Source organism: Burkholderia sp. Ac-20344 (assembly GCF_017104975.1).
In the GTDB taxonomy this organism is placed as follows: Bacteria; Pseudomonadota; Gammaproteobacteria; order Burkholderiales; family Burkholderiaceae; genus Burkholderia.
The window spans coordinates 23,251-42,622 of the sequence record NZ_JAAGPP010000077.1 but is presented as its reverse complement, the minus strand read 5'-3'; the positions used below and the strand labels follow the sequence as shown (position 1 = coordinate 42,622).

The 19,372-nt window shown below is 67.1% G+C and carries 16 protein-coding genes; 8 read left to right on the top strand and 8 right to left on the bottom strand.

Translation table 11 applies throughout. The annotated features are described in order from the left end of the window. The 3 genes from G3N64_RS23055 to G3N64_RS23045 all read right to left on the bottom strand — a co-directional run. Positions 1-1,056, bottom strand: a 1,056-nt coding sequence (locus G3N64_RS23055; RefSeq protein ID WP_205785973.1) for an ATP-binding cassette domain-containing protein, incomplete at its 3' end; no start/stop codon positions are given. A gap of 18 nt (positions 1,057-1,074) precedes the next feature. Next, entirely contained in the window at positions 1,075-2,487 is a 1,413-nt protein-coding gene (locus G3N64_RS23050; protein ID WP_205785972.1) for an LLM class flavin-dependent oxidoreductase, read from the bottom strand. Between the two features lie 11 nt (positions 2,488-2,498). Beyond that, positions 2,499-3,329, bottom strand: coding sequence for a MetQ/NlpA family ABC transporter substrate-binding protein (locus G3N64_RS23045; RefSeq protein ID WP_205785971.1), 831 nt, complete (start codon positions 3,327-3,329; stop codon positions 2,499-2,501). 420 nt (positions 3,330-3,749) lie between these two features. Here G3N64_RS23045 and G3N64_RS23040 point away from each other — a divergent pair, with 420 nt between their 5' ends. From G3N64_RS23040 to G3N64_RS23020, 5 genes are all read left to right on the top strand, one after another. After that, positions 3,750-5,114, top strand: a complete 1,365-nt coding sequence (locus G3N64_RS23040; RefSeq protein WP_205785970.1) for a 2-hydroxycarboxylate transporter family protein — start codon at positions 3,750-3,752, stop codon at positions 5,112-5,114. A gap of 127 nt (positions 5,115-5,241) precedes the next feature. Further along, complete coding sequence (locus tag G3N64_RS23035; RefSeq protein WP_205785969.1) at positions 5,242-7,125, top strand: ATP-binding protein; 1,884 nt, start codon at positions 5,242-5,244, stop codon at positions 7,123-7,125. Then, on the top strand, positions 7,115-8,476 hold the full coding sequence (locus tag G3N64_RS23030; protein ID WP_205785968.1) for a sigma-54 dependent transcriptional regulator: 1,362 nt from the start codon (positions 7,115-7,117) through the stop codon (positions 8,474-8,476). Before G3N64_RS23035 ends, G3N64_RS23030 begins: the two co-directional genes overlap by 11 nt. 22 nt (positions 8,477-8,498) lie before the next feature. Continuing rightward, positions 8,499-8,828 (top strand): DUF3579 domain-containing protein, encoded by a 330-nt coding sequence (locus tag G3N64_RS23025; RefSeq protein ID WP_205785967.1) that lies wholly within the window; start codon positions 8,499-8,501, stop codon positions 8,826-8,828. A gap of 273 nt (positions 8,829-9,101) precedes the next feature. Then, positions 9,102-9,953 carry an alpha/beta hydrolase gene (locus G3N64_RS23020; protein WP_205785966.1) on the top strand — a complete coding sequence of 284 codons (852 nt, stop codon included), beginning with the start codon at positions 9,102-9,104 and terminating at the stop codon, positions 9,951-9,953. 127 nt (positions 9,954-10,080) lie between these two features. Here the strand turns inward: G3N64_RS23020 and G3N64_RS23015 are convergent, their stop codons facing one another. Then, complete coding sequence (locus G3N64_RS23015; protein WP_205785965.1) at positions 10,081-10,524, bottom strand: PACE efflux transporter; 444 nt, start codon at positions 10,522-10,524, stop codon at positions 10,081-10,083. Positions 10,525-10,625: 101 nt separating this feature from the next. Here G3N64_RS23015 and G3N64_RS23010 point away from each other — a divergent pair, with 101 nt between their 5' ends. Both G3N64_RS23010 and G3N64_RS23005 read left to right on the top strand, forming a co-directional pair. Continuing rightward, positions 10,626-11,516 (top strand): LysR family transcriptional regulator, encoded by an 891-nt coding sequence (locus tag G3N64_RS23010; protein WP_205785964.1) that lies wholly within the window; start codon positions 10,626-10,628, stop codon positions 11,514-11,516. A 138-nt stretch (positions 11,517-11,654) separates the two neighbouring features. Continuing rightward, a complete protein-coding gene (locus G3N64_RS23005) occupies positions 11,655-11,867 on the top strand; it encodes a hypothetical protein (RefSeq protein ID WP_241021160.1) in 213 nt (70 codons plus the stop codon). Between the two features lie 90 nt (positions 11,868-11,957). Here G3N64_RS23005 and G3N64_RS23000 read toward each other — a convergent pair whose 3' ends face one another. Continuing rightward, positions 11,958-12,371 carry a hypothetical protein gene (locus tag G3N64_RS23000; RefSeq protein ID WP_205785963.1) on the bottom strand — a complete coding sequence of 138 codons (414 nt, stop codon included), beginning with the start codon at positions 12,369-12,371 and terminating at the stop codon, positions 11,958-11,960. 208 nt (positions 12,372-12,579) lie between these two features. Here G3N64_RS23000 and G3N64_RS22995 point away from each other — a divergent pair, with 208 nt between their 5' ends. After that, a complete protein-coding gene (locus G3N64_RS22995) occupies positions 12,580-13,179 on the top strand; it encodes a GNAT family N-acetyltransferase (protein WP_205785962.1) in 600 nt (199 codons plus the stop codon). A 154-nt stretch (positions 13,180-13,333) separates the two neighbouring features. Here G3N64_RS22995 and opcM read toward each other — a convergent pair whose 3' ends face one another. Genes opcM through ceoA form a run of 3 tightly spaced genes read right to left on the bottom strand, consistent with a single transcriptional unit; the run spans position 13,334 to position 19,343 of the window. Beyond that, positions 13,334-14,869 carry a multidrug efflux transporter outer membrane subunit OpcM gene (gene opcM / locus G3N64_RS22990; protein WP_205785961.1) on the bottom strand — a complete coding sequence of 512 codons (1,536 nt, stop codon included), beginning with the start codon at positions 14,867-14,869 and terminating at the stop codon, positions 13,334-13,336. A gap of 10 nt (positions 14,870-14,879) precedes the next feature. Then, positions 14,880-18,080, bottom strand: coding sequence for a multidrug efflux RND transporter permease subunit CeoB (gene ceoB, locus G3N64_RS22985; RefSeq protein ID WP_205785960.1), 3,201 nt, complete (start codon positions 18,078-18,080; stop codon positions 14,880-14,882). A gap of 45 nt (positions 18,081-18,125) precedes the next feature. Continuing rightward, entirely contained in the window at positions 18,126-19,343 is a 1,218-nt protein-coding gene (gene ceoA / locus G3N64_RS22980) for a multidrug efflux RND transporter periplasmic adaptor subunit CeoA (protein ID WP_205785959.1), read from the bottom strand. Between the last annotated feature and the right edge of the window lie 29 nt (positions 19,344-19,372).

The following is a 19,372-nucleotide window of genomic DNA, read 5'->3' as shown; positions in this document are numbered from 1 at the left end:
CCCTTGCGCGTGCCCCTGGATGCGCTCGATCCCGCCGTGCAGGAACCGCACGGAGCCGCCGAGCGCGGCCGCGAGCGCGCCGACATCCGGCTCGCCGCCGCTCTCGCCCGTATAGCGGACGTCGAGCACGACCTGCGCGCCATCGGGCAACGCGGACAGCTCGGGCAGCGGCTGCACGCGCGCGGCCAGTTCGGCCGGCAGGTCGTGCACGAGCGTGCTGAGCAGCGCGCGCGTCGCGCCGTGGCGCGGATCGCCGAACACGCGCCACACGGGGCCCGTTTCGACGACTTCGCCCTGTTCGATCACCGCGACCGTGTCGCACACCGCGCGGATCACTTCCATCTCGTGCGTGATCAGCACGATCGTCAGCCCGAGGCGGCGGTTGATGTCGGCGAGCAGCGCGAGGATCGACTGCGTCGTCTCGGGATCGAGCGCCGACGTCGCCTCGTCGCACAGCAGCACCTCGGGATCGTGCACGAGCGCGCGGGCAATGCCGACGCGCTGCTTCTGCCCGCCCGACAGGCTCGCCGGATACGCGTCGCGCTTCGCGGCGAGCCCGACGAGTTCGAGCAGCGCCTCGACCTTGCGCACGCGCTCGGCCTTCGGCACGCCCGCGATCTTCAGCGGCAGCGCGACGTTCTCGAACACCGTCTTCGCGGACAGCAGGTTGAAATGCTGGAACACCATGCCGGTGCGGCGCCGCAGCGCGACGAGCCCGTCCTCGTCGAGCGCGCCGACGTCGATGCCCTGCACGCGCACGCGGCCCGAGCTCGGCCGTTCGAGCCCGTTCACGAGCCGCAGCAACGTCGACTTCCCGGCGCCGCTGCGGCCGATGATCCCGAATACCTCGCCGCGCCGCACGTCGAGCGTCACGTCGCGCAACGCGGCGGCCTGGCCGCGCGGTGTCGCGAACACCTTGCCGACCTGTTCCAGCGACACGGCGGCCGCGCCGGCCGATGCGGCCGACGTGGCCGCTTCGTCACGCGTCCGGGCAGTATCGCCGGCATGCGCGGCCGATGCGTCGATGAAACCCAGCGTATCGAACAATTGCGTCATCGCTTCGCTCCGTCACGTTCAGGCATGCGCGGGATGCGCGGGTTCGGGCACGGCCACCGGCCGGTGCTGCGCGCCCGTGTGCCACACAGGCAGGCGCGGGCCCGCGCCGAACAGCTTCTCGCGCAGCGTCGGCGCGGGATCGTAGTCCTCCTTGTAGACGCCGCGGGTCTGCAGCTCGGGCACGACCCAGTCGACGAAATCCTCGAACGATTCGGGCATCACGGTGCGCGTCAGGTTGAAGCCGTCGATGCCGGTCTCGTCGATCCACGACTGCAGCTCGTCCGCGACCTGCGACGGAGAGCCGACGATCGGCGCATAGCGGCCGCCGAGCGACATCTGCTCGAGCATCCGCCGCACGGTCCACGTGCCGGTCGTGCTCTTGCGCGAGATCGCGTCGACGGCCGACTGGATCGAATCGGTCTTCACGTACGAGATCGGTTCGTCGAGGCCGTACTTCGCGAAGTCGATCCCGGTCGAGCTCGCGAAATGCGCGAGGCCGGCTTCGGGGCTCGCGTAGCGCCGGTATTCGTCGAACTTTTCGCGCGCGAGCCGCTCGGTTTCCGCCGTCACGACGCTCACGCCCGCGAAAATCCGGATCGATGCCGGGTCGCGCCCCTGCCGGGCGGCGGCCGCGCGGATGTCGAGTGCCGCCGCGCGCGCGGCGGCCTTGCTTTGGCCATTCACGAACACGCATTCCGCATGACGGCCCGCGAACTCGACGCCGCGCGCGGACGAACCGGCCTGGTACAGCACCGGCGTGCGCTGCAGCGACGGCTCGCTCAGGTGGATCGCGTCGATCGAATAGAACGGCCCGTCGTGCTTCACGCGCCGCACCTTGCCCGGCTGCGCGAACACGCGCGCCTGCGCGTCGCGGATCACCGCGTCGTCGTCCCAGCTCTGTTCCCACAGCTTGTAGACGACGTCCATGTAGTCGTCCGCGCGCTCGTAGCGGTCGTCGTGGCCGATCTGCTGCGCGAGGCCCATGCCGCGCGCGGCGCTGTCGAGATAGCCGGTGACGATGTTCCAGCCCACCCGCCCTTTCGTCAGATGATCGAGCGTCGACATGCGGCGCGCGAACAGGTACGGCGGTTCGTAGGTCAGGTTCGCGGTCACGCCGAAGCCGAGGTGCCGCGTGACCTGCGCCATCGCGGGCACGAGCAGCAGCGGATCGTTGACGGGCACCTGCACCGATTCGCGCAGCGCGGCATCGGGGCCGCCGCCGAACACGTCGTACACGCCGACGATGTCCGCGAGGAAGATCCCGTCGAACTTGCCGCGTTCGAGCGTCTTCGCGAGGTCGGCCCAGTAGTCGAGATCGGTGTAGTGCGCGGAGCGGTCGCGCGGATGCGTCCACAGCCCGTGGTTGATGTGCCCGACGCAGTTCATGTTGAACGCGTTGAGCAGGATCTTCTTGCGATTCGCCGTCGTCATGCCCGCCTCCGTCACCACGCGATCGCGTACAGCGAGCCGAACGCGTTGTCGAGCGCACGGCGCACGGCCGGCGACTGCTGGTAGATCGAGATGAACTTGCGGATGCGCGGATCGTTCACGCTGTCCGGCCGCACGACCCACTGGATCGCGAAGATCTTGTTCTCGGTGCCGTCGAACAGCAGTGCGCTGTTCGGGTCGGTCGTACCGGCGAGCTTGATGAAGCTCGGGTAGCCCTGCGCGAGATCGACGTCGTCGAGCGAACGCGCGAGTTGCGACGCCTCGAGCGGAATGATCTTCAGGTGCTTCGGGTTCGCGACGATGTCGTGCGTCGTCGCGCGGTAGTCGGCGCCCGGCTTCAGCGTGATCAGCCCCGCGCGCTGCAGCAGCAACAGCCCGCGCCCGCCGTTCACCGGATCGTTCGCGATCGCGACCTTCGCGCCGTCCTTCAGCTCGCTGAAGCTTTTCACCTTCTTCGAATAGAGGCCGATCTTCATGATGGTGCCGGGCGCGATCGACACGAAGTTGTAGCCGCCCTGCTTGTTCGCGTTCTCGAGGAACGGGATGTGCTGGAAGTAGTTGACGTCGATGTCCTTGTTCGCGAGCGCCGCGTTCGGCGTATTCCAGTCGGTGAATTCGACGATCTTCACGTCGAGCCCCTGCGCCTTCGCCTCCTTGGCGGCGACTTTCAGCGCTTCGATCTGCGGGCTGGTCGAGATGCCGACCTTCAGCGGCGCGGTGTCGGCGTGCGCGCCATCGAGCAGCGCGACGCCCAGCACGGCGGCGGCCAGCAGGCGCGCGACGCGGCCGGCGGAAAAGCGGGCGGAAAAAACGGCATGCAGCATGGAAACCACTCTCCTGTCCAAAGACGGTATCGACGGATGAGCGATGCCGCGGCGAACGCACGGGCGTTCTCCGGACAGGGGTCATCGAGTCGGAAAAGGATCAGCCGATGATAGAGAGCGGCGTGGGGACGGTCTACGAAGCGATTGTGCGAAGAAAATCGCGCGCGGCGATATGGGAGCGGCCGAGCAGGATCGGGGGCCCGACCGCGCGCCAGGCCGAAATCTCGGCCCGGGCGCCGGGCGAATTCCGAAATCTCGGCCAGCCGATCGTTCCACCCTTTCCGCAGACGAAACAAATTCCTTATAAATCAATGCATTGAAAATCTTCCGGCAGGCCGGATTCCTGGCACGAGGGTTGCGTAATAGACCGCACACGATGCCGCGACGCCATGCGAGCATTCCAACATCAGGAGACACGTCTTGCAGACCTCAATCCCTACCCCGTCCCATCCGGAGCCGGTTTCCGACGCCGTCGCCGCCCCGCGCGAGCGCTTCTGGCCTGAAGGCTGGTGGAAACTGATGGAAATCCGCATCGGCATCATTCCGCTGCCCGTCTACTTCATCCTGCTCGCGCTGATCGTCGGCTTCTCGGTCACCGGCAAGGTGCCCGGAGAGATCTCGATGGCGATCGCGGTGCTCGCGTTCTTCGGCTTCACCTGCGCGGAACTGGGCAAGCGCCTGCCGCTGTTGCGCAACATCGGCGCGGCCGCGATCTTCGCGACCTTCGTGCCGTCGGCGCTCACGTACTACCACGTGCTGCCGAAGCCGGTGCTGAACATGACGGTCGAGTTCACGAAGTCGACCAACTTCCTGTACCTGTTCATCGCGTCGATCATCGTCGGCAGCATCCTGAGCATGGATCGCCGCGTGCTGATCCAGGGCTTCGTGAAGATCTTCATCCCGCTCGCGGTCGGCTCGGTCGCGGCCGCGATCGTCGGCACGGCGGTCGGCACCGCGCTCGGCCTCGGCGCGCGCCACACGCTGCTGTACATCGTCGTGCCGATCATGGCAGGCGGTGTCGGTGAAGGCGCGATTCCGCTGTCGATCGGCTATTCGGAACTGATGCACCTGCCGCAGGGCGAGATGTTCGCGATGGTGCTGCCGCCGGTGATGCTCGGCAGCCTGACCGCGATCATCCTGTCGGGCGCGCTCGACATGATCGGCAAGCGCTTCCCGCACCTGACCGGCAACGGTCGCCTGCAGGTCGGCGAATCGGGCGACATGACGCCCGAGAACGAGGAAATCCGCGGCCACGTCGACGTCTCGCACATCGCGGGCGCCGGCATCACGGCCATCACGCTGTACCTGGTCGGCCTGATGGCGCACAAGCTGTTCGGCCTGCCCGCGCCGGTCGCGATGCTGTTCCTCGCGGTGCTCGTGAAGCTCGCGCGCGCGGTGTCGCCGCCGCTCCAGGAAGGCGCGTTCGTCGTCTACAAGTTCTTCTCGACCGCCGTCACGTATCCGCTGCTGTTCGCGATCGGCGTCGCGATGACGCCGTGGGACAAGCTGACCGCCGCGTTCACGATCGTCAACGTCGTCACGATCGTGTCGACCGTCGCGACGCTGATGGGCACCGGTTTCGTGGTCGGCCGCCTGATGAAGATGTACCCTATCGACACCGCAATCGTGAACGCCTGCCACAGCGGGCAAGGCGGCACCGGCGACGTCGCGATCCTGACCGCCGCGAACCGGATGCAGTTGATGCCGTTCGCGCAGATCGCGACGCGTATCGGCGGCGCGATCGTCGTCACGATCACGCTGATCCTGATCGCCCACTTCGGATGACGCGCCGCCGCGCGCGCCGTCGCGCCGGCCGCTTCGCACGCGCCGCCGCCGGCCCAGCCGGCGCGCGGCGCGCGTCGTTCAGGGCGTCGTTTCGGACGTCATGCCGTGCGGACGGTTGCTGGCTTCGATGAGGGCGAACGTGCAGAAGAGCTTCAAGGGCATCCCGTGGTGGGGCTGGGCATCGGCCGGCGTGCTGTATGTGTGCGTGGCGGCCGTGGCCGTCGATTTCGCGTGGGAACGCGCGATCGACGCGCTCGAGGAAACCGGCGCGCACCGGCTCGACCTGTATGCGTCGAGCCTGAAGAGCGAACTCGGCCGCTTCGAAATCCTGCCCGGCCTGGTCGCGCGGCAGGACGGCGTACGCGCGATGCTGAAAGCCGCGCCGCATGACGCCCCCGCGCTCGTGCACACGGTCGACACCTACCTCGAAGCCGTGAACCGCGACGCGGGCAGCGGCGCGGTCGACGTGATCGATCTGCAGGGCGACGTGATCGCCGCCAGCAACTGGAACGAGACGCTCAGCTTCGTCGGCACCAACGTGTCGTACCGGCCGTACTTCAAGGACGCGCTCGCGCGCGGCAGCGGCCGCTTCTTCGGCATCGGCACCAACACCGGCGTGCCGGGCGTCTACTTCGCCAGCGCAGTGCGCGCCGACGGCGTGGCGATCGGCGTGGCCGCCGTGAAGATCAGCGTCGATCCGCTCGAATCGGCGTGGCGCGCGCCGGGCGTCGCCGCGATGGTCGTCGACAGCAATGGCGTGGTCGTGATCTCGACCGAACCCTCATGGAAATTCACTGCGCTGCGCCCGATCACCGCGCAGCAGCAGCGCGACATCCAGGCGTCGCGGCAATACGCGGGCCGCACGGTCGACGCGCTGCCGTACCGCCATATCGGCGACCGCAGCACGGCCGCCTGGTTCGGCACCTTCCCCGATCCGCGCCACGCCGGCCGCACCACGCGCTATCTCGTGATGTCGCGCCCCGCGCCGCAGGCCGGCGATTCGCTGATGGTGCTGCTCGACATCGCGGGCGCGCGGCGCCAGCAGCAGACGGCCTTCGTGTTCGTCACCGGCGCGTTCCTGATCGCCGCGCTGCTGGCCGGCTACGCGATCCAGCGCCGCCGGGCGATCGTCGCGCGGCTGAACGCGCAGGACGCGCTGCGGCGCGCGAACGACCAGCTCGAGCTGACCGTCGCGCAGCGCACGGCCGCGCTGACGGCCGCGAACGAACGGATGCAGCGCGAGATCGTCGAGCGCGAGCGCACCGAGCAGCGGCTGCGCGCGTCGCAGCAGGAAGTCGTGCACGCGGGCAAGCTCGCGGTGCTCGGGCAGATGGCCGCCGGCCTCACGCACGAGCTGAACCAGCCGCTCGTCGCGATCCGCACGCTGTGCGACAACGCGCGCACGTTCTTCGAGCGCGGCCAGCCGGCGCCGGCGCTCGCCAATCTCGAACGGATCGGCAAGCTCGTCGACAGCATGGCCGTGCTCACCGGCGAGCTGAAGACCTTCGCGCGCAAGCCCGACGTCGAGCGCGTCGCGGTCTCGCTGAACGAGGCCGTCGCGCATGCGCGGCTCATCTACGACGCGCGGATCCGCGACGAAGGCGTGCAGCTCGACGTGAACATCGCGCCCGGCACCGCCGTGTCGGCCGAATCGAGCCAGCTGCAGCAGGTGATCGTGAACCTGCTCGGCAACGCGCTCGATGCGGTGCACGATGCGCCCGTGCGCCGCATCGTCATCGAGGCCGCCGGGCCGGACGAAACCGGCCGCGTGCGCTTCACGCTCGCCGACAGCGGCGCGGGCATCGCGCCCGAGGTGCTGCCGCACCTGTTCGAGCCGTTCGTCACGACCAAGCCGCGCGGCCAGGGCCTCGGGCTCGGCCTCGCGATCACGTCGCGCATCGTCGAGGCGTTCGGCGCGAAGATCGCCGCGACGAACCGCGACGAAGGCGGCGCGCAGTTCAGTATCGAATTCGCGGCGGCCACGCTGCAAAGGACAGAGCATGGAAGATGAGATTCGGGTGCTGGTCGTCGAGGACGATGAAAACGTCCGGATCGGCGTCGAGCAGGCGGTTGCGCTGGCCGGCTTCGCGGTCGACGCATTCGCATCGGCCGCCGACGCGCTGCATCACGTCGCGCCCGGCGCGCCGGTCGTGATCGTGTCGGACGTGCGGATGCCGGGCATCGACGGGCTGCAGCTGCTCGATCGCGTGATGGCCATCGACGCGCAGATCCCGGTCGTGCTGATCAGCGGCCACGCCGATATCTCGACGGCCGTCGGCGCGATGCAGGTCGGCGCGTACGACTTCATCGAGAAGCCGTTTTCGTCGGACGTGATCGCGGGGCGCGTCGCGCGCGCGGTCGAGAAGCGCCGCCTGACGCTCGAGGTGCAGGGGCTGCGCGCCGCACTGAACAACTGGCAGGGCATCGAGGCATTCGTGCTCGGCAAGTCGCCCGCGATGGCCGACGTGCGCAAGAAGATCCTGCGCCTCGCCGATACGTCGGTGTCGGTGCTGATCACCGGCGAAACGGGCACCGGCAAGGAACTGATCGCGCGCAGCCTGCACGACTTCGGCGGACGGCGCGACGCGCATTTCGTTGCGCTGAACTGCGGCGGCCTGCCGGAGCAGATCTTCGAGAGCGAGCTGTTCGGTCATGAAGCCGGCGCATTCACCGGCGCGATCAAGAAACGCATCGGCAAGATCGAATGGGCGGACGGCGGCACGCTGTTCCTCGACGAGATCGAGACGATGCCGATCACGCTGCAGATCAAGATGCTGCGCGTGCTGCAGGAGCGCGTGGTCGAGCGGCTCGGTGCGAACGAGCTGATTCCGGTCGACTGCCGCGTGGTCGCCGCGTCGAAGGCCGATCTTGCCGAGCTCGCGGCCGACGGCCGCTTTCGCGCGGACTTGCTGTATCGCCTCAACGTCGCGCAGATCGAGCTGCCGCCGCTGCGCGAACGGCGCGAGGACGTGCCGCTGCTGTTCGAGCATTTCGTGCTCGCGGCCGCGCGGCGCTTCGGGCAGCCGGCGCCGGTCGTCACGGCTGCGCAGGTATCCGAACTGATGACGCACGCCTGGCCCGGCAACGTGCGCGAGCTGCAGAACGTGGCCGACCGCTTCGTGCTCGGCCTGACCGGCGACAGCCTGCTGTCGTCCGGCGATACGCCGGCTGCGGGCGGCACGCTCGCGGAACAGCTCGCATATTTCGAACGGATGCTGATCGAGGACATGCTGCAGCGTCACAACGGCAACGTCGCGGAGGCGAGCGAAGCGCTCGGGATGCCGAAGAAGACGCTCTATCACAAGCTGCGCAACCTGCGGATTCCCGCGCGCGGCGACGCGGCGGCCGATGGCGGCGAATGACGCGAACGAGGACACGCACAGCATGGATCGCATCGAAGTCACCGAACAGGGCCGCATCGCCGGCCACCTGATCCGCGGCGTCACGCGCGCGCAGAAAACCTTCCGCCCGAGCGACTGGCCCGAGCGCCTCGCGGGCGTCATCACGCTGTTCGTCGGCGAACGGCGGCCCGGCTATCCGTGCGCGCTGTCGCGGCTCGCGATGCCCGTCGTCGACGGCGGCGTCAAATGCCTGTTCGTGTCGGACGAATTGCGCACGGTATGCGCGGACGCATTCGACTTCGCGATGCAGTTCGCCGCCGACAACGACCTCCCCGTCGAGCTTCAGACCGCGCCTGCGCTGGCGGTGCGGTGAAACGCGGGCCGCTTTCGCGGCTCGCGTCCTCCCCTTTTTCCACGGTTGCGATGCGCGGGTGCGCAGGCCGCCGCACGCCCGTTTCAGGCCTGTCCGGCTTCGCGACCCATCGTTAGACGATTGAAAGCATCGACACCCCTCCCCCCATCCGACAAGGGTTTGCGACCGAGCCATCAATAAAATTGATCGTCACGATGAAAATTATGCGTTTTCCTTGCAGATCGCCGTGATGCATAGTTGCGTCGTGTTGACGCACCTTTGAGTCTTTCAGTCATGAACATGCGAATCGAGCCGTCCGTGCTCGCGAACCCCGACCTGCAATTTGCGACGCTTTCGTCAGGCATCAGCCTGCCGTATGTCGAGCGGGGCAGCGGCGCGCCGATGGTGTTCGTGCACGGCTCGCTGTGCGACTACCGCTACTGGGATCCGCAGCTCGCCTCGCTGTCGGCCCACTACCGCTGCATCGCGCCGAGCCTGAGCCACTACTGGCCGGCCGTCGAAGCGGGCATCCAGGACGAGTTCGGCTGGCAGAACCATGTCGACGAGCTCGCCGAATTCATCGACGCGCTCGATCTCGGCCCCGTGCACCTGGTCGGCCACTCGCGCGGCGGCAGCGTCGCGTTCAACGTCGCGCGCCAGCATCCGCACCTCGTCGAGTCGCTGACGCTCGCCGATCCGGGCGGCCCGCTGCAACAGCCGGGCGTGCGCGAAGCCGCGCTGCCCGCCGCCGCGATCGCGCTGCGCACGAAGGCCGTGAACCTGATCGGGCAAGGCGACGTCGAATCGGGCCTCGAGATGTTCGTCGATTCCGTGAGCCTGCCGGGCGCGTGGAAGAAGAGCACGTCGCGCTTCCGCACGATGGCGATCGACAACGCGAGCACGCTGCCGAAGCAGTTGCAAGATCCGTTGCCCGCGTATTCGCAGCACACGGCCGGCGACATCGCATGCCGCACGCTGCTGATCGATGGCCAGCGCAGCCCGAAGATGTTCCGCAATAACGTCGATACGCTGTCGCAGTGGATCGGCAACGCGCAACGGCAGACCGTCGCCGGCGCGTCGCACGGGATGAATGCGGCAAGCCCCGCCGTGTTCAACCGCTACGTGCACGAGTTCGTCGCCGCGTAAGTGCCCTCGGGCGGCTTCTGCGCCGCCCGTTCTCCTCGCTGTTCAACGACGATGCGGATACGCGCCGCATCGCCGCTTCTTCAACCGCTGTCCCGTCAATCTGCCTGCGCAATTCAGCCAGCGCGGCTCACCATGCAGCCGGCTCCGCCTTGCGCGTCACAGCATCCGGCAACCCGAACACGCTGTCGAACGCCCAGTTGTACGTGAACGTGAAGATCGGGAAGAACACGATCAGCACCGCGTCGTACAGGAATGCCTGTAGCAGCGACACGTCGAGCCACCACGCGATCAGCGGAATCAGGAACGTCACGAGCGCGATCTGGAACCCGATCGCATGCACGACGCGCCGCCCGACGGTGCGCATCGTTTCCGCACGCCGTCGCTCCCACGCCTCGAACCCCAAGTTGTACAGAAAATTGACGGTGACGCCCGTCGTCGAGATCATCACGCCGAGCAGGCCGCTCGTCTCCGCGCTCGCGCCGCTCAGCATGCCGAGCACCGTCGACGCGATCAGGATGCCGAGCACCTCGAACATCACGACGTAGACTATGCGTCTCTTCCATCCTTGCATGACCGACCACCTTCGTTTCGAACAAGGTGGCGAGACTACAGCGGGCCTTGCGTCCGCAAAAGTCAGGTCCTTTCAATTTTTCTGACAGGAGGCGGCCGACCATGCTGACCAGCGATCACATCGACATGCTGCTGACCGTCATCGACAAAGGCTCGTTCTCGGCTGCCGCGCGTGCGCTCGGCCGTACGCCGTCGGCGGTCAGCATGGCGATCGCGAACCTCGAGGCCGAACTCGGCCTCGTGCTGTTCGACCGCGGCACGCGCGAGCCGACGCCGACCGCCGCAATGGCCGCGCTGCTGCCCGACGCGCGCTCGATCGCCGAACGGCTGCACGCGCTGCGTGCGCACGCGCAGCATTTGTCGGAGGGAGTCGAGGACACGCTGCGGCTCGGGCTCGCGGCCGAACTCGACGGCGCGCCGGTCGCCCGCGCGCTCACGGCCGTGGCCGCGAAATATCCGGCGCTCGCGATCAGCATCGTCACGGCGCCGCAGGATGCGATCGTCGATGCGCTGCATCGCGGCGCCGTCGACCTTTGCGTCGCGTACGGCGGGCTCGATCTGCATCCGCAGGAACAGATTCATGCATTGTGGACCGAGACATTGATCGCGGTCGCCGCGCCCGACCATCCGGCGATTGCCGAAGCCGCGCATCCGGAGGCGATCGAGCGATTGTCGGGGTTTCGGCAGATCGTGATCGCCGATCCGGAACGGCCGTTGACCGACGTGCGGCCGTTGATCGGCAACCGCACGTGGAAAGTGACCGACATGGCGACCGCGATCGCACTCGTAAAGGCCGGTCATGGCTGGGCGAACTTGCCGGAATCGATGATCGGCCGCTACGTGGCCGATGGCGAACTCGCGGCGCTCGTGTTCGCGAACATCCGCAACGGGCTGCCGTTGCCCGTGTTCCTGCGGCGACCGAAGCACACGGGGCTCGGCAAGGCGGCCAGCGAACTGGTGCGGGCCCTGCGGGCTGGCGGCGACGAGCAATGACCGGAGTGGCGGCGCAGGCCGCCACTCCGCCGGTCAACGCATGACGGGCTGACCGTTAGTTGCGATTAATGCGCGACCAAGCCTGTCCCGGAAGTGATGTGCGCCGACGACGAGACGCGCGACGCGTAAGAGCAGGCATTGCGGCAGATCGTCAATGAAGTGTCGTCCAGGCTCGGCGAGACGCCCGACGACGATCGCGCGATCGCGTTCCTCGCGCTGCTGTCGGGCGGCGTCACGCTCGCGCGCGCGGTGCGCGATCCCGAACTGGCGCAGCGCATCGCCGATGCGGTCGGCCGCTACGCAGTGGTGATCGCCGAGCGCTCCGACGTGCGGCCCGAGCAGCAGGCATGACGGACGGCCTACAGAAAGATTCTTCGTGGATTTCCGTGGACATCGCCTTCCGACCCGGCGTGGTCGCTTGTCGACCCGCTGCTCGAAAAGTCAGCGGATAAGCTGTCTGGAAACCCGAGCCCACACCGCGCGAAGGCGTCGCGCACGGTCCTCGAAGAGATAGGAAGCCGCAAGCGTCAAGAGACCTGAAATTGCACCCGTCACGATGTGCTCGACATACGGGACACGGTAGTGACTCGTATGCGAGTATGCATCGCCCAACGCTGTCAGGACACCAACGACCAGCGCATTGCCGTATCGATGCGCGTAGAGTTTCCCCACAGGCGTGAAAGTCAGAAGTACGGCCAGGAGTCCGGTCAGCAGCCCCGTATGAAATGCGATGGTCCAGTGGGCCAGGCTCGCGATGTTTCCCCAACTCCCCGGCATGCACGTCATGCACGCACTGGTCGGCTGCCAGAAACGCTGGACAAACAGTCTGACGCGGTGCTTCCACTCGGTTGACATGATGTGTTCCCATCAACGCCGTCGTCGCGGATGGGTCCGCTGTGCCCCGTCGAGTCCGGGCAATAACGACATGGGGAAATACTACTCCACGAATAGGCGGCAGCTGTGTAGACAGAGATTCGACTCTCGCGTCTATCGGCGTGGGCCCGTCCGCGACGCGCGTCGAATGAGGCGCTTGCGCGCGAAGTCGACGGCAGGCACCCTGAAGATGCCACTCGACTTTCCTCCAAGCGGACGTTCGCGCAACGGTGCAATGCACCACTGCCGAATGAGCCGGCTTAGAATCGAATTTTCCATTTCGCTCAAGTACCCGATGCTCACAGCGCGCCCGCTTGTCAGCGAATCCGCTAGCGACCGCGCAAACGTCTTGCGCGTCTTCATTGAAGCACCTTCGTACACGGAACTCGTTGCAGGCCGATCGCCCTCCCCGGAAGACGTCAACGATTTCTTCTTCGGCAAGCCAGTGGGCACGGATGCAGCACAAAAATCAGTCTTCGGATTCTTTGTCGAACGGGAGATGATCGGCTGCGCAGACGTGATTCGTTCGTATCCAACGGACGACTGCATATGGATTGGCCTGATGCTTCTCACCGAAGCGAATCAGGGTCGAGGCCATGGAAAGGCAGCTTTAAGGCTGTTGATCGAGATGGCAGACGAGTGGGGCTATCGCGCCGCACAACTCGCAGTCGTTTCAACCCATCCTCGGGCATATGCATTTTGGCAACGCGAAGGCTACGAGGAGATTCGACGCGCGAGCAGTCCGGAATTTACCGGTGATCTGATCGTCATGCAGCGCTCAATTGGATAGCGCGCTCGATCGGCTCGAAATGGTCAATCGCCGACGCGCCTCACCGACAGTTCGCGACGAACCATAAAAAACCCCCGGCATGCAGACCTGCGCCTGCATGCCGGGGTTCTTCGCGTCACGGCCGGCGAGCGACGAATCGCCCGCCGTTCACGCCTCAACGCGCTGCGACCTCCGCCTTGACGGCCGCCGCATCGCCGACGGCCGTCGGCGCCGCGCCCCACCCGCCGCCGAGCGCGCGGATCAGGTTGACGGTCGATACGGCCTGCGCGCCAGTGAGCTGATTCGCCTGCAATTGCGACTGCAGCACCGAGCGCTCGCTGTCGATCACGTCGAGATACGCGACCTCGCCTTCCTGGTACTGCGTGCGCGACAACGTCGCCGCGCGCCGCGACGCGTTGACGGCCGCATCCTGCGCGCGGATCTGGTCGTCGAGCAGGCGCAGGTCGGCGAGATTGTCCTCGACCTCGCGGAACGCGACGAGCACCTGCTGCCGGTAGTTCGCGACCTGCTCGTCGTACTGCGCGCGCGCCTGCTGCACGCCGGCCGCACGGCGCCCGCCGTCGAACAGCGGCAGCGTCAGCGCGGTGCCGGCGAACGGCCCGAGCAGGAACGTGCGGCTCGACCACAGGAACAGGTTGCCGAGCGTCGACGCCTCATAGCCGAACGCCCCCGTGATGTCGAGCTTCGGGAAGTACGCCGATTTCGCGAGGCCGATCCGCGCGTTCGCGGCTGCCATCGCGCGCTCGGCCGCCGACACGTCCGGGCGGCGTTCGAGCAGCGCGGACGGCAGGCCCGGCGGCACCTTCACCGCAACCGGCACGATCGGCGTTTCCTTGAACGCGAAATCCGCGGGCGCCTTGCCGAGCAGGATCGCGAGCGCATGCTCGGATGCCGCGCGCCGGCGCGCGACGCCGACCGCATCGGCCTGCGCGGTCGCCAGCTCGTTCTTCGCGCGCGACACGTCGAGCTCGCTGATGTCGCCTTCGTTGAAGCGGCGCTGCACGAGCTTCAGTGCCTGGTCGCGCAGTTCCACCGTGCGGCGGTACAGATCCTGGTCGGAATCGAGCTGACGCAGTTCGAAGTAGTTCTGCGCGACGTCCGCCTGCAGCGCGAGCTGCACCGAACGGAACAGCGCCTCGCTCTGCGCCTGGTCGGCACGCGACGCCTCGACGTTGCGGCCGACGCGGCCGAACAGGTCGGCTTCGTACGACACCGTGCCCTGCGCACGCCACAGCGTCGCATTGGTCGGGCCCGTGCCCTGCGGCTGGAACTGCGACGCCGACGACAGCCCTTGGCGCGTCGGCCCGAAGCCGGCACCGATCTGCGGGAACCACTGCGAACGTGCCGAACGCGTCGCCGCGCGCGCTTCCTCGACACGTGCGGCTGCGGCCTTCAGGTTCTGGTTCGCGGCGAGCGCCTGCGTCTCGAGCGAATCGAGCACCGGGTCGCCGAACACCTTCCACCATTCGCCGCGATGCGTGCCGTCCGACGGTTCGGCCGTCTTCCACGTGCCGGCCTGTTCGCCGGCGGCGAGCGTCGGCGCTTCCTTGAACGCGGCGGGCGTCGGTGCATCCGGACGCTTGTAGTCGGGGCCCACCGCGCACGCGGCGAGCAGCGTCGCGAGCAGGGTGCTCGCGGCCGCGACCTTCGCGAAACGCATCAGGCCATTCGTGTTGTGCAGGTTATTCATCTTCTTGTCCTCAAGCATCCGATGCCGGTACGCCGGGTGCCGGCACGCCGTAACCCGCCGAATCCTTGCCGGCGACGTGAATCTTGCCGCCCGCGAGCGTGCGCAGCACCACGTAGAACACCGGCGTCAGCATCAGCCCGAACAGCGTCACGCCGAGCATCCCGAAGAACACCGCGACACCCATCGCATGGCGCATTTCCGAACCGGCGCCCGTCGACGTGACGAGCGGCACCACACCCATGATGAAGGCGATCGACGTCATCAGGATCGGGCGCAGCCGCAGCCGGCTTGCCTCGATCGCGGCCTCGAGCGGCGTCCTGCCGTCGTGTTCGAGTTCGCGCGCGAATTCGACGATCAGGATCGCGTTCTTCGCCGACAGCCCCACCAGCACCATCAACCCGATCTGCGTGAAGATGTTGTTGTCGCCCTGCGTGAGCCACACGCCCGTCAGCGCCGACAGAATGCTCATCGGCACGATCAGGATCACCGCGAGCGGCAGCGTCAGGCTTTCATACAGTGCCGCGAGCACGAGGAACACGAGCAGCACGCTGATCGGGAACACATACATCGCCGAATCGCCCGCGAGGATCTGCTGGTACGTGAGGTCGGTCCACTCGAACCGCACGCCGCGCGGCAGCGTCTCGTGCGCGATGCGCTCGACCGCGGCCTGCGCCTGGCCCGACGAGAAGCCCGGCGCCGGGCCGCCGTTGATGTCGGCCGCCGTGTAGCCGTTGTAGCGCACGACCATTTCCGGGCCGAACGTCGGCGTCACCGTGACGAGCGACGACAGCGGCACCATCTCGCCCTTGTCGTTGCGGGTCTTCAACTGCAGGATGTCGTCCGCGCGCTGGCGGAACGGCGCATCGGCCTGCACGCGCACCTGGTACACGCGCCCGAAGCGGTTGAAGTCGTTCACGTACAGCGAACCGAGATACACCTGCATCGTGTTGAACACGTCGGTGACGGGCACGCCCAGCTGCTTCGCCTTCACGCGGTCGAGATCGACGTTGAGCTGCGGCACGTTGATCTGGTAGCTCGTGAACAACGGGCCGAGTTCAGGCGCCTGCTGCGCACGCTTGATGAAGTCGTTGGTCGCATCCGCGAGCCGCGCATAGCCGACCGCACCGCGATCCTCGATCTGCATCTTGAACCCGCCGAGCGTACCGAGGCCGAGCACCGGCGGCGGCGGGAACACCGCGACGAACGAGTCCTTCATCGCGCCGTACTTCTGGTTCAGCGCACCGGCGATCGCACCCGCCGACAGTGCCTTGCCGTGCCGTTCCGAGAACGGCTTCAGCGTGACGAACACGATGCCCGCGCTCGAGCTGTTCGTGAAGCCGTTCACCGACAGCCCCGGGAACGCCACCGCGCTCTCGACGCCCGGCTGCTTCAGCGCGATCGAGCCCATGTCGCGGATCACCTTCTCGGTGCGGTCGAGCGATGCACCGTTCGGCAGCTGCGCGAACGCGATCAGGTATTCCTTGTCCTGCGCGGGCACGAAGCCGCCCGGCACGACCTTCGATACGAGCACGGTCGCGCCCACCAGCACGAGGTACACGCCGAGCATCAGCGTCTTGCGCGACAGCACGCCGCGCACGCCGCGGCCGTAGTTCTCCGCACCGCGATGGAACACCTTGTTGAAGCCGCGGAAGAAGCCGCCGAGCACGCGGTTCATCACGCGCGTGAGCCAGTCTTCCTTGTCGCCATGGCCCTTCAGCAAAATCGCGGACAGCGCCGGCGACAGCGTCAGCGAGTTGAACGCCGAGATCACCGTCGAGATCGCGATGGTCATCGCGAACTGCTTGTAGAACTGGCCGGTCAGGCCCGACATGAACGCGAGCGGCACGAACACGGCGACGAGCGTCAGCGCGATCGCGATGATCGGCCCGCTCACTTCCTGCATCGCCTTGTAGGTCGCCTGCCGCGCGTTCATCCCGCTCTCGATGTTGCGCTCGACGTTCTCGACCACCACGATCGCATCGTCGACCACGATCCCGATCGCGAGCACCATCCCGAACAATGACAACGCGTTGATCGAATACCCGAATGCGAGCAGCAGCGAGAACGTGCCGATGATCGACACCGGCACCGCGATCAGCGGAATCAGCGACGCGCGCCAAGTCTGCAGGAACACGATCACGACGATCACGACGAGCGCGATCGCTTCGAGCAGCGTGTGCACGACGGCCTTGATCGACGAACGCACGAACTGCGTCGGGTCATAGACGATCTTGTAGTCGACGCCCGCCGGCATGTCCTGCTTCAGCTCGGCCATCGTCTTGCGCACTTCGTCCGAGATCTGCAGCGAGTTCGCGCCCGGCGACTGGTTGATCGCCATCGCGACGGCCGGCTTGTTGTCGAGCAGCGAGCGCAGCCCGTATTCGGATGCGTCGAGCTGGATCCGCGCGACGTCGCGCAGGTGCGTGACGCCGCCGTCCGGCGTCGTCTTCACGACGATGTCGCCGAACTCGTCTTCCGTCTGCAGGCGGCCGCGCGCGTTCACCGACAGCTGCAGCGGCGTGCCGGGCAGCGACGGCGACGCGCCGATCACGCCGGCTGCAACCTGCACGTTCTGCTCGCGGATCGCCTGCACGACGTCCTCGGCCGACAGCCCGCGCTGCGCGACCTTCTGCGGATCGAGCCACACGCGCATCGCGTAGTCGCCCGAACCCCACAGCTGCACCTGGCCGACGCCCTGGATCCGCGACAGGCGATCCTTCACGTTGATCAGCGCGTAGTTGCGCAGGTAGGTCATGTCGTAGCGGTTGTCCGGCGAGATCAGGTGGACCACCATCGTCAGCGTCGGCGAGCTCTTCACCGTCGTGATGCCGAGCCGCTGCACGTCCTCCGGCAGGCGCGGCAGCGCCTGGTTCACGCGGTTCTGCACGAGCTGCGTGGCCTTGTCCGGATCGGTGCCGAGCTTGAACGTGACGGTGATCGTCATGTTGCCGTCGCTGTTCGCCTGCGACTGCATGTAGAGCATGTCCTCGACGCCGTTGATCTGCTCCTCGAGCGGCGACGCGACCGTCTCGGCGATCACTTTCGGGTTCGCGCCCGGGTACTGCGCCTTCACGATCACGGAAGGCGGCACGACTTCCGGATATTCCGAGATCGGCAGCAGGAACATCGCGATCACCCCGCCGAGCAGGATGATCACCGATAGGACTCCTGCGAAGATCGGCCGGTCGATAAAGAATTTTGAAATGTTCATGGGTTGCTCTGTCTGGTTGAACGCGGATGCGAAGCGGCGGGCCGCTTACGAATCCGCCTTCGCCGGTGCGGCCGGCTTCGCGTTGTCCGCCAAAGGCGCGGACGGCGCGTCACCGCCGGTCATCGGGACCATGTGCGGCTTCACCTGTTCGCCGGGGCGCACGCGCTGCGTACCGTTCACGATCACGCGATCGCCGGCCGTGAGGCCGCTCACGATCACGCGCCGGTTGCCGTGCTGCAGCCCCTGCTGCACTTCGCGGTACGACACGCGGCCCTGCTGGTCGACGACGAACACGAACTTCTTGTCCTGGTCGGTGTTGATCGCCGCGTCGTCGACGAGCAGCGCCTCGTGCGGCGCGCTGCCGCCCACCTTCACGCGTGCGTAGAGGCCCGGGACGAGCGCACCGTCCGCATTGTCGAAGCGCGCGCGCACGCGGATCGTGCCGGACGACGTGTCGAGCCGGTTGTCGACCGAGTCGATCTCGCCGCTGCGCGAGTAGCCGGTTTCGTTCGCGAGGCCGAGCTCGACCGGCACCTTGCGGCCGTTGCGCGCACCGTTGATGTATTGCAGGTAGGTCTGCTCGTCCGCGTCGAACGATGCGTAGATCGGCGACACCGACACCAGCGTCGTCAGCGGCGCGGCCGCTGCGCCGGCCGACACGACGTTGCCGAGCGTGATTTCCGCACGCGACACGCGGCCCGAAACGGGTGCGGTGATCCGCGTATAGCCGAGGTTGATGCGCGCCGTTTCCAGCGCGGCTTCGGCGGCCTTCAGGTTCGCCGTCGCCTCGCGGGCCGCATTCTGCTTCTCGTCGTAGTCGCGCTTCGCGATCGCGTTGTCGCCGATCAGCCGCTGCGCGCGCTGCCAGTCGGTCTGCGCGTAGCCGTTGCGCGCCTGCGCGGCCGCGAGCTGCGCGGCCGCGCGATCGGTTTCGGCCTGGTAGGGGCGCGGATCGATCACGAACAGCACGTCGCCTTTCTTGACGAGCGCGCCGTCCTTGAAGTTCACCGCGACGATCGTGCCCGACACCTGCGGGCGCACGTCGACTTTCTCGACCGCTTCGAGGCGGCCCGAATAACTCTGCCAGTCGGTCACGGTCTGCGGCACGACGGTCGCGACGTCGACTTCGGGCAGCGGCGCGGCCGCTTTCTCGGGTGCGTTCGCGTTCACGCGCATCGCGCCGAACGTTCCGAGGCCGACGACGGCGAGCGTCACGATCGCCGCTGTCGCGATTCGGGAACGGGAGGTGCGTAGGATGGCCATGTGGATCTCCAGTAAACGTGGATTGGTTT

What these genes read in the sequence shown, in the direction of transcription:
- G3N64_RS23010 (WP_205785964.1), top strand. Translation starts at nt 10,626, where the DNA reads ATGCTGACCAGCGATCACATCGACATGCTGCTGACCGTCATCGACAAA.
- opcM (WP_205785961.1), bottom strand. Translation starts at nt 14,869, where the DNA reads ATGAATAACCTGCACAACACGAATGGCCTGATGCGTTTCGCGAAGGTC.
- G3N64_RS22995 (WP_205785962.1), top strand. Translation starts at nt 12,580, where the DNA reads ATGCCACTCGACTTTCCTCCAAGCGGACGTTCGCGCAACGGTGCAATG.
- G3N64_RS23050 (WP_205785972.1), bottom strand. Translation starts at nt 2,487, where the DNA reads ATGACGACGGCGAATCGCAAGAAGATCCTGCTCAACGCGTTCAACATG.
- G3N64_RS23025 (WP_205785967.1), top strand. Translation starts at nt 8,499, where the DNA reads ATGGATCGCATCGAAGTCACCGAACAGGGCCGCATCGCCGGCCACCTG.
- ceoB (WP_205785960.1), bottom strand. Translation starts at nt 18,080, where the DNA reads ATGAACATTTCAAAATTCTTTATCGACCGGCCGATCTTCGCAGGAGTC.
- G3N64_RS23015 (WP_205785965.1), bottom strand. Translation starts at nt 10,524, where the DNA reads ATGCAAGGATGGAAGAGACGCATAGTCTACGTCGTGATGTTCGAGGTG.
- ceoA (WP_205785959.1), bottom strand. Translation starts at nt 19,343, where the DNA reads ATGGCCATCCTACGCACCTCCCGTTCCCGAATCGCGACAGCGGCGATC.
- G3N64_RS23030 (WP_205785968.1), top strand. Translation starts at nt 7,115, where the DNA reads ATGGAAGATGAGATTCGGGTGCTGGTCGTCGAGGACGATGAAAACGTC.
- G3N64_RS23020 (WP_205785966.1), top strand. Translation starts at nt 9,102, where the DNA reads ATGAACATGCGAATCGAGCCGTCCGTGCTCGCGAACCCCGACCTGCAA.
- G3N64_RS23000 (WP_205785963.1), bottom strand. Translation starts at nt 12,371, where the DNA reads ATGTCAACCGAGTGGAAGCACCGCGTCAGACTGTTTGTCCAGCGTTTC.
- G3N64_RS23045 (WP_205785971.1), bottom strand. Translation starts at nt 3,329, where the DNA reads ATGCTGCATGCCGTTTTTTCCGCCCGCTTTTCCGCCGGCCGCGTCGCG.
- G3N64_RS23035 (WP_205785969.1), top strand. Translation starts at nt 5,242, where the DNA reads ATGAGGGCGAACGTGCAGAAGAGCTTCAAGGGCATCCCGTGGTGGGGC.